The following is a 12720-nucleotide window of genomic DNA, read 5'->3' as shown; positions in this document are numbered from 1 at the left end:
AGCCACCAATCGCGTCACGTGACGCGACGAGAGTTCAAACGGCTTCCTTTCGCGGGTCGACCTCTCGAGCAGGCTCGCTGACGGTGATCGCGTCCGGCCCGTCGACCTGAATTCGATAGCCGTTGTACGTGAACTCGACCGAAACGGCGCCCTGTCCGCCGTCGGCCGACTGAAAGAGCGTGTCGAGGGCCTCCGGATCGACCGCTGAGTGTAGCGGCGCTCGGATCTCCTCGGGTTCGACGCCTTCGTACGCTGCGACTGCTGCGATAACGCTGAAACTTATGGATTGCTCCCCATCCATGCACACCGCTGCCACATTCTGACGTATAAAGATCGGTGGTCCTTTTCTGACGCGCGTCTGACGCCCGACAGACGCGCCCCGCTCGAGTCGCCGCTTGAAGGCGGTCAACCACCGATTCTGCGTCGCGGGTTCGCTCGAGCGCGCGCCCGAAGTACTCCGATCGCGCTCAGACGTTCCGGCCCCTGCTGTACGATTCCCGGGACCTCGCAACCGGTAGTTACCCGGCCGCCTCGTCCCGCGGGCCGTCGGGGGATCGACCGTCTCGAGCGCCGTCACTCCGGCGCGGGCCCCACTGACGGGACCGCTCGTCTGCCCCGGCGCTGCGACCGCGAACCGCCCCGCGGCCCGAATTGTACACCACGATGAGGCTGCTCGCGCCCATCATCGCGGCGGCGATCAGCGGGTTGATCGCGCCGGCCATCGCCAGCGGAATCGCCACGAGGTTGTAGCCGGCCGCCCACGCGAGGTTCTGGCGGATCCGCCGGCGCGTCGCGCGGGACACCGCGAACACCGCGGGGATCGACTCGAGATCGTCGTCTCGGACGACGACGTCTGCGGCGTCCATCGCGATGTCGGTCCCGCTCTCGAGGGCGATGCCCATGTCGGCGCGGGCCAGCGCCGGGGCGTCGTTGGTCCCGTCGCCGATCACCGCCGTCGTCCCCTCGTCGCGAAGCCGGCGGACGATGGCCTCCTTCGATTCCGGGCGGACGCCGGCGAAGACGTCGTCGACGGCCGGATGGTCTCGGAGCCACCCCGTCGCGCGCTCGTCGTCGCCGGTGAGGACGACTACCCGCCGCGCCTCGTCCGCGCTGGCCACCTCGGTGACGACGCGCTCCCAGTTCTCCCGCGGCCGGTCTCGAACCGCGACGATCCCGCGGACGGCGCCGTCCCAGCCGACGGCGATCGGTCGACAGCCCCGCTCTCGAGCGGATTCGACCGCATCCGCAAGGCGGTCGGGAACCGTCCACGCTCGAGGGTCGCTCGTGGATTCGTCCGGCGATTTTGAGCTAACAGGGAACGCCGCCGGGTGGCCCACGCGAACCCGCTTGCCGTCGACGGCCCCCGAAACGGCTCGCGCTTCGCGCTCGAGATCAGTGACCTCGAGCGCCCCGTCATCCCCACCGTCCCCCGGTGCCGCGTCGACGATCGCCGTCGCGATCGGGTGGTTCGACCGCGATTCGACGGCCGCCGCGTACTCGAGAACCTGCTCCTGCCCTCGCTCCGAATCGTCCGCGACGACGCGTTCGACGGTCATCTCGCCGGTGGTCAGCGTCCCGGTCTTGTCGAAGACGACGATCTCCGAATCCGTGATCCGCTCTAAGACGTTCGCGGAGAGGACGGCGGCGCCGTGCTCGGCCGCGCGCTCGCTCCCCGCGGCCAGCGCCAGCGGCGTCGCGATCCCCAGCGAACACGGACACGAGACCACCAGTACGGAGAGCCCGATCAGCAGCGCCGAACTCACCGGGTGGCCGGCGAAGAGCCAGAACGCGGCCGCGGTCCCCGCGAGCACGACCACCAACGGGACGAAGGCCACGGCGAAGGCGTTGACGAGCCGCTGGGCGCCGCTCTCGGTGCTCTGGACCTCCCACAGCAGTTCGACGAGCCGATCCAGGGTGCTCGAGTCCGCGTCGATTTCGACGGTCAACGTGCCGTCGGTGAGGACGGCCCCGCCGACGACCCGATCGCCGACCGACGCCGCCCGCGGGATCGACTCGCCGGTCATGAACGACTCGTCGACCGTGCCCGTCCCCTCGCGGACCGTCCCGTCGAAGGGGATCCGATCCCCGGCGGTGACGAGCACCCGATCGCCGGGTTCGCAGGCCTCGCGCGGGACATCCTCGAGCGAGCCGTCCTCATCGACCACCTGGACGGTCGTCTCCCGGGCCGCGGCCAGCGCCGCGTGGGTGTCGATCGCCCGCCGCTTGACGCTGGTCTCGAGGCGATTGCCGACGGTGACGACGACCAGGACCATCACCGCGACGTCGAAGTAGAGGTGCCGCGAGCCGACGGCGAACGCCGCCAGCGAGTAGGCGTAGGCCGCGAGCACGGCGATCGAGACGAGGACGTCGACGTTCGGTCGCCGAACGGCGAGGCTGACGGCGGCGCTCCTGAAGATCGGATACCCCAGTCCGAGCACGATGAGGGTGCTCCAGACGACCAGCGGGACGAACACCATCATCCGGATCGTCGAGCCGTAGAGGAACGACTCCGGGTAGATCCCGAGGTAGGTCGGGTAGACGAACAGCAGATACGGCGCCATGACGGGCATCGCAAGCAGAACGGCGACGATCGTCCGGTACTCGCCCAGGGCGAGATCGAAGCCGCTCCCCGCGTCGTCCGCGTCGGAATCGGGCTCGAGCGCCCGGTAGCCGACGCCGCTGATCGCTGCCGGCAGGTCCTCGCGGTCGATCGCGTCGGGATCGTACCGCAGCCGGATCATTTCGGTGGCGTAGCTCGCCTGCGCGCCGCGGACGCCCTCGGTCCCGGTCGCGACGGCCTCGAGAAATCGCTCGCAGGTCGTGCAGTGCATCCCCTCGAGTTCGAGGAACGCGGTCTCGAGGTCGTCGTCCTCGATCTCGTCGATCCCGCTGCCCATCTCGGAATCGCCCCCGACCGCCTCGAGCGACTCGTCCGCACCGGCTTGCTCGAGGGCGTCGATCGCGTCGGAATGGGCGGCGTCGTCAGGATCCGTTGGCTCACCCTGTCCCTCCGCTCCTTCGACGGCGCGGTGTACCTCGAGACAGCCCCGGCAACAAAACGTTCCCTCGACCGCGTCGTCGCGGACCGGTCGATCGCCGGCGGGCAATCCGCAGAGGGTACACTCGGTCATAGCGAGGGAGTTGGCTCGCCTACCACGCGGGGGCTATAGAAACTCCGCCTCGCGAGGGGCGGGTAACCTGCCGCCGGTTCCGTTACGACCCCGACGGCCGGCCCGCTACGCCACCGACCCGACGTACAGGATCACGACCAGGATGACCCACACGAGGTCGACGAAGTGCCAGTACATCGACGCCGTCGCGACCGCGACGTGTCGATCCGCGTCGAATTGCCCGGCGAGCGCGCGGACGAACACGATGGCGAGTATCACGACGCCCAGCGCGACGTGAAGTCCGTGCAGCCCCGTCAGGGCGAAGAAGGCGCTCCCGAAGACGTCGGTGACGCCGGTCCCCTCGACGACCAGCAGTTCGTAGTACTCGAACAGTTGCCCGCCGACGAAGACGAGTCCGAGCACCACGGTGAGGCCGAGCAGGCCGAGGAACCGCCGCCGGTGGCCGTCGCGGATCCCCTCGTGGGCGATGTGCAGCGTCACGCTGCTCGCGATCAGGACGGCGGTGTTGACGAGGACGAGCGACGAGAGCAAGTGGGGAAGCTCGCCCGGCGGCCACGAGCCCGTCCGGATGAAGAAGTAGTAGACGAAGCCCGCGCTGAAGGTCATGACGTCGGTGGCGAGAAAGAGGACCATGCCCCAGCGCAGATCGATCCCGCTTCCGGCCCGTTCTCTGGCCCGCTCCCAGTAGGCGCTGACGAAGCCGTGGTACGTCCAGCCGTAGAGTCCGGCGAGAAAGATCGTAACGCCGCCGACGAGCACGACGGGCGGGAGCCGTTGCCCGATGAGCGGCTCTTGGCCGCGCGAGAGGAGCACGAGCGCGGCGCCGAAGTAGAGTCCGGCGATCCCGACGGCGGTGACCAGCGGCCACCAGCTCGCCTCGCCGAACCCGCGCGGCCAGTCTTCGGGTGCCGGCGGACTGTGGCCGTTTCCGTCGCCGTGCCCGTCTTCGTGTGCGGCCTGCGCGCTCGAGTCGCCGTCGACGGCGGACCCCATATCCCGCGGTACGACGGCCGCTCGCAAAAATACCCACCCAGCGAGTCACTCGCTGCACCGCTCGCGCCGCCGACGGACCTCCCTCGCCCCTCGAGACGGACCAGCCGCACGCGCTCGAGCGGGTGCCGCTCGTCCCGGGCGAGAGCCGTCAGTACCTTCATGCCGGTCGGCGTGGACGGCCGACGCATGGAACGCGAGCGCGAGTCCGACCCGGCGTCCGAATCCGCGCGGGAGCCCGACCCGAACCGCTCGAGCGCGTGGCCCCTGGTCGCCGCGCTCGGAATCGTGGCGGCCGAGGCCGGCGTCCTGTTCGGGCTGGTGGTGATCGCCGTCGCCGGCGTCCTCGCGGTCGGCGCGAGTTTCGCCGCGATGCTCCACGAAGCCGGCTACGCGGCGACGCCGTGGCGACCGCTGCGGCTCATCGGCGCGGTCGTCGCCGTCGCCAGCGCGGCGGTCTGGCTCGCCGTCGCGCCCGCGGTCACGCCGACTGCGCTCGTCGACGCCGCGGCGACCGACGGCGTCGCCGTCCGAGCGGCCGTCGTCGTCGGCGCGGCCGCGTTGCTGATTCTCGCCGGATTCGCAGGGCCCGTCGTCTCGAGTCGCGGGCGGACGGGCGGTCGGAACCTCGAGCACTGACCGGACTGACGCCGACGCGCGGACTGCCGGTTAGACCAGTACGACGGCGAACCCGGTCAGAAAGACGCCGAGCGAGACGGCGGCCAGCAGCAGGGCGAACAACTCCTTTCGAGCCATACCGGCGCTCCAACGCCGCCGAACTAAAACGAATCGCCGGGTGTCGTCGGGGTCGGTTCAACTCGAGACGCAGCGGTGGCGGCGACGGCCTGCCCGACAGTTATTAGCCGGTCCGTTGTACGGCCCGACACCGACGATGAGCGAGCGCGACGAGACGGGATCGGACGCGACCGCGGAGCAAGCGCAGGCGGTCTCGGGGGCGCCGCTGGACCGGGACGACCTCGGCGCCGAACTCGACATCACCCTGCGGGTCGTCCTTTCGGCGTTCGTCGGCGGCGCCCTCGGCCTGGTCGCGATGGTACCGATTCTCTTCGTGCCGCCGGCGTTTTTCAACCTCTTCGAGGCGGGCGCGCTCGTCGACGTCGCGGAACTCGGGCGGGTGCTCGGCCTCGAGCCGAACCTCCTGCTGGGCCTCCTGGTGTTCGCCGCCGGCGGGGCGGTTGCCCTACCGCTGCTGTTCGTCGTGGCCGGTGCCTTCCTGCCGCCGCGAGAGCCCCGCTTCGCGCGCGCGATCACCTTCGCGACGATCATGTGGACGGGCTTTATCATCGCCTTCTGGCCGGGCGAGTACGCCGGCGTGCTCTTCCTGGGGCTGTCGCTGGCGGCCCACTGGGTCTACGGCTACGTCCTCGGGCAGGTGATGGAGCGGCTCGCGTACGTGCCTCAACACTCGGTGTGACCGCCGTGTCCGCTCCGCGTGATCGGTCTCGGTCACCGCGGCTGCCTCACGACTCGGCGTCGTCATCCGGGTCGACCGCTCGAGTCGTTTCCGACTCCGAACCCGGGTCGCCCTCCGGTTCTACCTTTCCGCGACGTTCCTCGAGTCGGTCCTCGAACCACTGCCACTCGCGGGTGAACTGGCCGGTCTCTTTCAGGTTCCAGACGTCGGCGTCGCGGACGACCGGGCCGACGCGAGCGGACTGGATCATGTTCACGAGCCAGAGGAAGACGCTCACGCCGAGCAGGAACGCGCCCAGCGAGGCGATCTGGTTGAGCGTAATGAACTCGGTGGGATAGATCCCGTAGCGGCGGGGCATCCCCATGTAGCCGAGGATCAACAGCGGAATGAACGTGACGAAGGTCCCGATGATCAGCAGGACGGTCTGTGCCCGTGCGAGCCGCTGGTTGTACATCCGGCCGGTGATCAGCGGGAACCAGTAGTAGCTCGCCGCGATCATCGCGAGGGGGATGACGCCGACGACGATGAGGTGGAAGTGACCGACGACGTAGTGGGTGTCGTGGAGCACCAGATCGACCGGCACCGAGGCGAGGAAGACGCCCGTGATGCCGCCGACGACGAAGGTGCTCATGGCGCCGATGATGCAGATCAGCGGCGCGTCGAGCCGGAGCCGGCCGTTCCACATCGTCGCGATCCAGTTGAACTCCTTGATGGCGCTGGGAATCGCGATCGCCAGCGAGACGGCCATGAAACTCGCGCGCAGCCGGGGATCCATCCCGGTCGCGAACATGTGGTGGGCCCAGACGCCGAACGAAAGGATACCGATCGCGATCGTCGAGTAGACGATAAAGCGGAAGCCGAACAGCCGCCGGCCGCAGAACTTCGGCAGGATGAGGCTTACGAGCCCGAACGCCGGCAGCACGAGGATGTAGACCTCGGGGTGGCCGAAGAACCAGAACAGGTGCTGCCAGAGCATCGGCCCGCCGCCCTCGATCGCGAAGAACGTCGTCCCGAAGTTCCGATCGAGCAGCAGCATGATCAGCGTACTGCCGAGCAGCGGGAAGGCGAGCAGGATCAGCGCGCTCGTGACGAGGATGTTCCACGAGAAGATGTCCAGTTTGTCCCAGCCCAGTTCGGGCGGCCGCTCCGTGAAGACGGTGACGATGAAATTGATCGCCGCCATCGTCGTCGCGACCCCGCTCAGGTGAAGCCCGAGGAGGGCGACGCTGATCTGCGGGTTCGCCATCTCGACCGACAGCGGCGTGTACATGGTCCAGCCCATCGCGACCGGCTCGAGCGCCTCGAAGAGGGTCACGTCGACCGGGAGCACGCCGACGACCATGCCGATAACGTCCGTGATCAGGCCGCCCCGGACCATTACGAGCGAGGGCGGGAGGAGCCAGAACGCGATCGCGTTGATCCGGGGGAAGGCGAGGTCGTCGGCGCCGAGTAACAGCGGCAACACGTAGTTCGCGATACCGGTGAACACCGGCGTCACGAAGAAAAACAGCATCGTGAACCCGTGGGTCGTGAACACGGCGTTGTAGGTTTCGACGTTCCAGACGGCGCTCTCGGGGACCAGCAGTTCGGTGCGGATCATCATCGCGTCGGTCGCGCCCCACAGCGCGGCGGCGGTCCCGAACAGGATGTACAGCAGCCCGATGTCCTTGTGGTCGACGGTCGTGAACCACCGCAGGATGCCGGCCGGTTTCTCCGTGCCCGTCAGGCCGACCGTCACGGAGGCGGTGCCGCCGTCCGCGAACGACATCGCCGGACGGTCGCTCCGGAGGCGATAGTAGGCTGCGAGCACGGCCAATCCGATCGCGGCGAGCGCGACTCCCGGTATCGTATCCAGCATCGTGTATCGTGTGCACCTATCGGGAAGCGGATCGCGCGACGGCGCCCGCCTCCGCGGTCACCGCCGTCTTCAACGAACGCGAGGTAAAGGTTTGTGTCGGCGTCGATCGAAATCGGCGGTTACGGCTCCGATTCTGACAGTACCCCGGCTCGAGTGATGCCGGCGGGTCGACACTACGGACGATCGAGCAAGCGACCGTAGACGGCCCCGAGAGTGAACCCGTAGGCCCAGTGGGCGAACAGCGTGTACGCGCTGAACAGGACCAGCAGCGGACCGCCGATATCCCCGCGCCCCGTAATCACGAACGGCACCCACAGCAGGGAGGCGAACACGACGCCGCGGGCGGCCGGATCCGGGCCGCGGGGAAGGTACGGCTCGAGCGCGAGAAAGAGGAGCGGCCAGGCGACGACGCCGGCGACGACGAACAGGGCGAAGCCGACGGCGGGATCGTTCGGCGTCCCGATGAACCGGGCGATGACGTAGAAGATGTCCATCGCCGAGCGGGTCTCGACCTCGAGCAACAGAAGTAGGAGCGTCATAACGGTGGTCGCCGAGACGCCGCCGGCGACCGCGCTCGGGAACCGCTTCATGGGCCGCCGTCGGTCGCCGATCCGTTCGCCGACGACTCGTTCGCTTCCGATTCGTTCAGCGCCGACTCCGGGTTCTCGAGCCACCGCTCGTACTCGTCCTCGCTGACGACCTGTACCGTCGAGAGCATCTCGGGGTGGCCGCGACCGCACAGCTCCGCACAGTAGAGGCGGTACTCGCCCTTCTCGGTCGGTTCGGTCCGCAGGAGGTTGTACTGGCCGGGCAGCGCGTCCTGTTTCAAGCCGAGTTCGGGGACGTGAACGGAGTGGATCACGTCCTCGGAGGTGATATAGAGGTAGGCCGTCCGATTTTCGGGGAGAACCAGCGACTCCGAGGTCGTCACGTTCTCCTCCGGGTACTCGAACGTGTAGTTCCACTGCTCCGTGACGATGTGGGCTTCGACCGCGTCTTCGGGAGCGTTGCCGGGTTCGGCGTTCCGCTGCGGATCGTCGAGCACCGTCGACACCGTCGGCTGGGCCAGCACGTAAAACGAGGCCGTGCCGACGAACAGCAACACGAGCGCCGTCGCGATCGTCCACGTGATCTCGAGTTGGCGGTTCTCCTTGGTCGGCTCCGGTTCGTCGTTGTCGCGGAACCGCCAGACCGTGTACGCGAGGATCGCCTCGACGAGGACCGCGATCGGGACGGCGAGGTAGAGCAACTGCCGGTTGAGGCGGCTGATGACTTGCTCCGTCACCGACGCGGCGACGGCGACGCTCGGCACTGCACCGATCGCCAGCGCGGCTAGGAACGCGACGATGACGGCGGTGCGACGTGCGCCCCTCATCTACGGGGTGGCTACAATAACCCCCGTGATAAGGGTTTGTCCGAAATACTGCGCTAGCGGCGCCGAATGCCGCGCCTATCAGCGCTCGTGAATACGGTTTATTCCCCTCGCGATCGAAGACGGAGACATGCTCGACTGGCTCTCTCGAGACACGGCGGTCGACGCCTCGATCAACGTGGTGCCGCTGGTGATCCTCGCGTACTTCGCCGTGCTCTTCGAAGCCGCCTCGCCGTGGTCGTTCGATCCGCTCCCCGTCGTCCTCACGCACACGCTGACGCTGTTCCCGCTGGTCCTCCTGTTGATCGCGACGTACGTCGTCGCGCGGGTGATCGAGCGGGACGCCGACAAATCCTGAGCCGACTCGGGCGCTCGAACGCCCGAGCGCACGACACCCGCACGGCCGTTGCCACGGGAGCGTTTAACCCGCCGGAACTCGTACGGACGACCGCTGTATGCCCGGTCCCTCTATCTACACGCCCGAGGGGACGTTCGCGTTCATGCTGACCGCGCTCGGCCTCGCGCTCGTCGCCGCGATCGTCTACCTCGTCGTCTTCACCGGGGCAACGATCCCGCCGTAGGCCGGCGTCCGGACGGTCCCTTCCCCGTCACTCCCTCAGTCCCGCGGCGCCACCGGTGCAATCGGCGATGTCTCGATCGCCGCCGAACCGTCTGGTCCGCGTAACGAAACACGTATCAGCCGCCTGTACGCAGGTCGAAGCGTGCTGAATCAGGTAGTCGCATCTCTCCGAACCCGTTATCGCTGTCATGACCGACGGTAAGCGCCGCGTCGAGCCGACGACGGACGACGCAACTGTCGCCGTTGGGTCGGACGCGGACGAATCGCTTCGAGAAGCCGTCGAAGAATCCCGCGAGGGCGTTCCGGCGGCCGGCGCCGTCGTTCGCGATCGCTTCTCGGCCGACGAGATCTTCCACCGGATCGTCGCCGCCGCCGACGACGAGATCACGACCGGTACTCGAGAGCTGTTTTTCAGCGCGCTCGCCGCCGGCTTTGCGATCACGCTGACGTTCATGCTCTACGCGTCGCTGACCGAGGCCAGCGGGGGCGCGCCGATCGCGGGCGCGTTGCTCTATCCCCTCGGGTTCGCCTACATCATCATCGGCGACTACCAACTGTTCACCGAGAATACGCTTCCACCCGTCGCGCTCGTACTCGAGCGGCTGACGAGCGTCCCCGCCTTGCTCTCCGTCTGGGCGATCGTGTTGATCGGCAACTTCGCCGGCGGTACCCTCGGCGCCTTCTTCCTCGCGTCGACGGGCGTCTTCTCCCCGGACGTGATGGAGACGGCCGTCGGAATCTCCAACGCGGGGCTCGAGACGGCCTGGTGGCCGACGTTCTTCAAGGGGGCGTTCGCCGGGCTGATCGTCGCCGGCGTCGTCTGGCTCGACTACGCGTCACAGGAGACGGTCGCCCGCCTGGTGTTGATCTATATCGCGTTCCTCGCGATCCCGCTCGGCAACCTCTATCACGTCGTCGTCTCCGCGACCGAGGTCATGTTCCTCGTCTTCCGCGGCGAGGTGGCGCTCGCGACCGGCGCCGTCGAGTTCGTGCTTCCGGTGTTGCTCGGGAACACGATCGGCGGCGTGGTCCTGGTCACCGTCGTCAACTACTTCCAGGCGGTCGAACGCACGTACCAGGCACAACACACCACGCTTTCGCTCCGCGAGATACTATTCAGCAGGGACGCTCGAAGCGACGGTCCAGCGGACCGCGACGACTGACCGCCGCTGCCGACTGCGACGTTACGAACTCCCGATCTCCAGGTCCTCGGTCCGTTCCTCCCACTCGAGTTCGAACTCGAGTTCGCGGGTGTCGTCCTCTTCTTCGTACTCGACTTCGAAGTTCAGGTGTTCCGGCGGTTCGAGTTCGATCGTCTCCTCGCCGATGGTCAGGGAGACGGTATCGCCCTCGCGGAATCCCTCGAGGAACGACTCGAGGTGGGCGACGACCTCCTCGCGGGCGTGGTAGTGTTCGTACTCGAGTTCTCGTCCCTCGGACTCTTCTTCCTCGTCTGCCTCCGCTTCTTCGGGCGCCGATTCCTCGCCGTTCGCCGATTCGTCGTCCGTCATGCGGGAGCGGCTTCCACGCTCCCGACCGTAAACGTTGGATATTGGCCGGTTTGTCAGTCATCGCGCCCGATACCTTTCACCGGGATCGACAGCGGGTCACCGAGACGGGACGCGGCGACTGATCGCCGCGAGCGGAACCGAACGAGCGCCGCGCTACGATCGCTCGACGGAGAGCCCGATATCCGTCGCCTCTGCGATGTTGTTGGAGACAGGACACCGCTTCTCGACGCGCTCGCCGAACTCCTCGAGCGTCTCCCGGTCCGCGTCGGCCTCGATATCCATCCGGACCTCGATGTTCCGGACGCCGGTGTGGTCGTCCGGTCGTTCGGTCTGGAACGTTGCGACGTCGAACTCGCCCGAAATCTCGATTTCGAGATCCTCGAGCGCGAGGTCCATATCCTTCGCGACCTGCGAGGCCGTGACGTTGAGACAGCCGGCCTGCCCGGCCAGCAGGTACTCGAGGGGGTTCGGCCCGTCGTCCTGGCCGCCCATGTCTTCGGGTTCGTCGATCACCAGTTCGAAGCCTCGTGCCGTGACCGTCGATTTCGTTGGTGTCTCGCGATCCGCCTCGACCTCGACGGGAAGGACGTTTTCGGATTCGCTCATAGCGTAGTCACCGTGGTATCGTGCGGCCGCGTCGCGCCGTCGGCCGCCTACGAGGCGTGTCACCGAACACCGGGATAAAACTGCGGGACCGCGAGGTGTGACCTCCCCTGCACCGCGACGCGTGACCGGCGTTCGCGGCGGAGATCGAGCAGTCGGTCGTCTCCATCGTGTTGGGCATTCCGGCCTGCTGTTCGTTACGCTCGGCGTGTCGTGCGACCCCACGGAGTACGACTTTCTGGCTATCAGCTCGGGATCGGGACTCGAGGTGGCGAACGCGGCGGCGAACCGCGGGCAGTCGGTTGCGGTCGTCGAGAAGGGACGACTCGGCGGCGCGTGTCTCAACCGGGGCTGCATTCCCTCGAAGATGTTATCCACCCCGCGCTCTCGGAAGTCGTCCAGCGGGCGTTTTCCGGGGAGTTCGAGCGCTGCGGACACGAGCACGCCCGCGGACACCGTCACGATCACGGCCACAGCCACGAGCACGACCACTGATCCAAGCGGGCCAAATCGCGGTCGACGGCCGCCGCGTCATCCGTCCTCTCGGCGGTCGTGCACTGCGGGCACACGGTCGCCGGCCCGTTTTGTATACCTGTCTCCTGCGTACGACTGCAATGGTCAACGCAGCCGTCATCATTCTCGCCGGCACCGAATCGCACGCCGACACCGGACGCATGGTCAACGGCCTCGAGGCCGCCAGGGAGTTCGCCGCGAACGAGGAGGACGACCTCGAACTCATCTTCGACGGCGCCGGCACGCAGTGGATCGCGGAACTGGAAGACGAGGCGCACGACTACCACGGCCTCTACCAGTCGGTTCAGGACGAAGCCTCCGTCTGCGACTACTGCGCCAGCGCCTTCGACGTCGACGACGCCGTCGAAGACCAGGGCATCGTCCGCATCGACGAGAACGAAGGCCACCCGAGTATCCGATCGCTCGTCAGCGACGACTACGAGATCATCACCTTCTAAACCGGATTTCGACGGTCGATTTTCGTTTCTCGAGGTGCGTGTGGCGCTCGAGCGACGCGTCTCGAGTAACACACAGATCGAACGGCGCGCGTACCGGAGACGTGCGAGCGTTCCACTGTGACCGAAACGCTCCGTGTCCCGCTAATCTCGTTTTACCGACCGCGTTCGAACGGTACTCGCTGGACGATCCGCCGCATCTCGTCGGCCGCCGACCGATCTCCTACTAAAAGATTGGGTGAATGGGCAGCTAGCGTGCACCAACGATGGCC

The 12720-nt window shown here is 67.4% G+C and carries 13 protein-coding genes and 2 pseudogenes; 7 read left to right on the top strand and 8 right to left on the bottom strand.

Annotation, left to right across the window (positions count from 1 at the left end; translation table 11 throughout):
- Window positions 1-34 precede the first annotated feature (34 nt).
- The 3 genes from ATJ93_RS21350 to ATJ93_RS21340 form a co-directional block, all read right to left on the bottom strand.
- Window positions 35-301, bottom strand: coding sequence for a HalOD1 output domain-containing protein (locus ATJ93_RS21350; protein WP_120246696.1), 267 nt, complete (start codon window positions 299-301; stop codon window positions 35-37).
- A gap of 217 nt (window positions 302-518) precedes the next feature.
- Window positions 519-3131: a heavy metal translocating P-type ATPase gene (locus tag ATJ93_RS21345; RefSeq protein ID WP_120246695.1), complete on the bottom strand. Its 2613-nt coding sequence runs from the start codon at window positions 3129-3131 to the stop codon at window positions 519-521.
- Window positions 3132-3236: 105 nt separating this feature from the next.
- Window positions 3237-4124, bottom strand: a complete 888-nt coding sequence (locus ATJ93_RS21340; RefSeq protein WP_120246694.1) for a cytochrome c oxidase subunit 3 — start codon at window positions 4122-4124, stop codon at window positions 3237-3239.
- A 186-nt stretch (window positions 4125-4310) separates the two neighbouring features.
- On the opposite strand from ATJ93_RS21340, the gene ATJ93_RS21335 reads away from it, so the two are divergent.
- Together ATJ93_RS21335 and ATJ93_RS21330 are read left to right on the top strand one after the other, a co-directional pair.
- Window positions 4311-4760, top strand: a complete 450-nt coding sequence (locus ATJ93_RS21335) for a DUF7541 family protein (protein ID WP_120246767.1) — start codon at window positions 4311-4313, stop codon at window positions 4758-4760.
- 253 nt (window positions 4761-5013) lie between these two features.
- Window positions 5014-5556 (top strand): DUF6789 family protein, encoded by a 543-nt coding sequence (locus ATJ93_RS21330; protein ID WP_120246693.1) that lies wholly within the window; start codon window positions 5014-5016, stop codon window positions 5554-5556.
- A 46-nt stretch (window positions 5557-5602) separates the two neighbouring features.
- Here ATJ93_RS21330 and ATJ93_RS21325 read toward each other — a convergent pair whose 3' ends face one another.
- The 3 genes from ATJ93_RS21325 to coxB all read right to left on the bottom strand — a co-directional run bounded on the left by ATJ93_RS21325 (window position 5603) and on the right by coxB (window position 8789).
- Entirely contained in the window at window positions 5603-7414 is a 1812-nt protein-coding gene (locus tag ATJ93_RS21325) for a cytochrome c oxidase subunit I (RefSeq protein WP_120246692.1), read from the bottom strand.
- A gap of 173 nt (window positions 7415-7587) precedes the next feature.
- Entirely contained in the window at window positions 7588-8004 is a 417-nt protein-coding gene (locus tag ATJ93_RS21320; RefSeq protein WP_120246691.1) for a DUF6789 family protein, read from the bottom strand.
- Window positions 8001-8789: a cytochrome c oxidase subunit II gene (gene coxB, locus ATJ93_RS21315; RefSeq protein WP_120246690.1), complete on the bottom strand. Its 789-nt coding sequence runs from the start codon at window positions 8787-8789 to the stop codon at window positions 8001-8003. The genes ATJ93_RS21320 and coxB overlap by 4 nt, the downstream gene beginning before the upstream one ends.
- A 127-nt stretch (window positions 8790-8916) precedes the next feature.
- Between coxB and ATJ93_RS21310 the strand changes: the two genes are divergently transcribed.
- The 3 genes and pseudogenes from ATJ93_RS21310 to ATJ93_RS21305 form a co-directional block, all read left to right on the top strand.
- Complete coding sequence (locus tag ATJ93_RS21310; RefSeq protein ID WP_120246689.1) at window positions 8917-9144, top strand: DUF6684 family protein; 228 nt, start codon at window positions 8917-8919, stop codon at window positions 9142-9144.
- Between the two features lie 97 nt (window positions 9145-9241).
- Window positions 9242-9367 carry a hypothetical protein gene (locus ATJ93_RS24400; RefSeq protein ID WP_013879478.1) on the top strand — a complete coding sequence of 42 codons (126 nt, stop codon included), beginning with the start codon at window positions 9242-9244 and terminating at the stop codon, window positions 9365-9367.
- Between the two features lie 187 nt (window positions 9368-9554).
- A pseudogene (locus ATJ93_RS21305) lies at window positions 9555-10484 on the top strand (formate/nitrite transporter family protein); the annotation flags it as partial.
- Between the two features lie 66 nt (window positions 10485-10550).
- On the opposite strand, the gene ATJ93_RS21300 reads toward ATJ93_RS21305, so the two are convergent.
- Both ATJ93_RS21300 and ATJ93_RS21295 read right to left on the bottom strand, forming a co-directional pair.
- Window positions 10551-10877: an amphi-Trp domain-containing protein gene (locus tag ATJ93_RS21300; protein ID WP_120246687.1), complete on the bottom strand. Its 327-nt coding sequence runs from the start codon at window positions 10875-10877 to the stop codon at window positions 10551-10553.
- A gap of 153 nt (window positions 10878-11030) precedes the next feature.
- Complete coding sequence (locus ATJ93_RS21295; RefSeq protein ID WP_120246686.1) at window positions 11031-11483, bottom strand: OsmC family protein; 453 nt, start codon at window positions 11481-11483, stop codon at window positions 11031-11033.
- 205 nt (window positions 11484-11688) lie between these two features.
- Between ATJ93_RS21295 and ATJ93_RS24190 the strand changes: the two are divergent.
- Window positions 11689-11853, top strand: a pseudogene (locus tag ATJ93_RS24190) (dihydrolipoamide dehydrogenase); the annotation flags it as partial.
- A gap of 241 nt (window positions 11854-12094) precedes the next feature.
- Window positions 12095-12451 carry a DsrE family protein gene (locus ATJ93_RS21285; protein ID WP_120246685.1) on the top strand — a complete coding sequence of 119 codons (357 nt, stop codon included), beginning with the start codon at window positions 12095-12097 and terminating at the stop codon, window positions 12449-12451.
- Window positions 12452-12720 lie beyond the last annotated feature (269 nt).

This window comes from Halopiger aswanensis (assembly GCF_003610195.1).
In the GTDB taxonomy this organism is placed as follows: Archaea; Halobacteriota; Halobacteria; order Halobacteriales; family Natrialbaceae; genus Halopiger; species Halopiger aswanensis.
Note: the sequence above shows the minus strand (reverse complement) of the source record. Positions and strands in the feature narration are given on the sequence as shown.

Coding starts and splice junctions, on each gene's coding strand:
- ATJ93_RS21325 (WP_120246692.1), bottom strand. CDS start 7,414: ATGCTGGATACGATACCGGGAGTCGCGCTCGCCGCGATCGGATTGGCC.
- ATJ93_RS21340 (WP_120246694.1), bottom strand. CDS start 4,124: ATGGGGTCCGCCGTCGACGGCGACTCGAGCGCGCAGGCCGCACACGAA.
- ATJ93_RS21335 (WP_120246767.1), top strand. CDS start 4,311: ATGGAACGCGAGCGCGAGTCCGACCCGGCGTCCGAATCCGCGCGGGAG.
- ATJ93_RS21295 (WP_120246686.1), bottom strand. CDS start 11,483: ATGAGCGAATCCGAAAACGTCCTTCCCGTCGAGGTCGAGGCGGATCGC.
- ATJ93_RS21285 (WP_120246685.1), top strand. CDS start 12,095: ATGGTCAACGCAGCCGTCATCATTCTCGCCGGCACCGAATCGCACGCC.
- ATJ93_RS21345 (WP_120246695.1), bottom strand. CDS start 3,131: ATGACCGAGTGTACCCTCTGCGGATTGCCCGCCGGCGATCGACCGGTC.
- ATJ93_RS21330 (WP_120246693.1), top strand. CDS start 5,014: ATGAGCGAGCGCGACGAGACGGGATCGGACGCGACCGCGGAGCAAGCG.
- ATJ93_RS21310 (WP_120246689.1), top strand. CDS start 8,917: ATGCTCGACTGGCTCTCTCGAGACACGGCGGTCGACGCCTCGATCAAC.
- ATJ93_RS21350 (WP_120246696.1), bottom strand. CDS start 301: ATGGATGGGGAGCAATCCATAAGTTTCAGCGTTATCGCAGCAGTCGCA.
- ATJ93_RS21300 (WP_120246687.1), bottom strand. CDS start 10,877: ATGACGGACGACGAATCGGCGAACGGCGAGGAATCGGCGCCCGAAGAA.
- coxB (WP_120246690.1), bottom strand. CDS start 8,789: ATGAGGGGCGCACGTCGCACCGCCGTCATCGTCGCGTTCCTAGCCGCG.
- ATJ93_RS21320 (WP_120246691.1), bottom strand. CDS start 8,004: ATGAAGCGGTTCCCGAGCGCGGTCGCCGGCGGCGTCTCGGCGACCACC.
- ATJ93_RS24400 (WP_013879478.1), top strand. CDS start 9,242: ATGCCCGGTCCCTCTATCTACACGCCCGAGGGGACGTTCGCGTTCATG.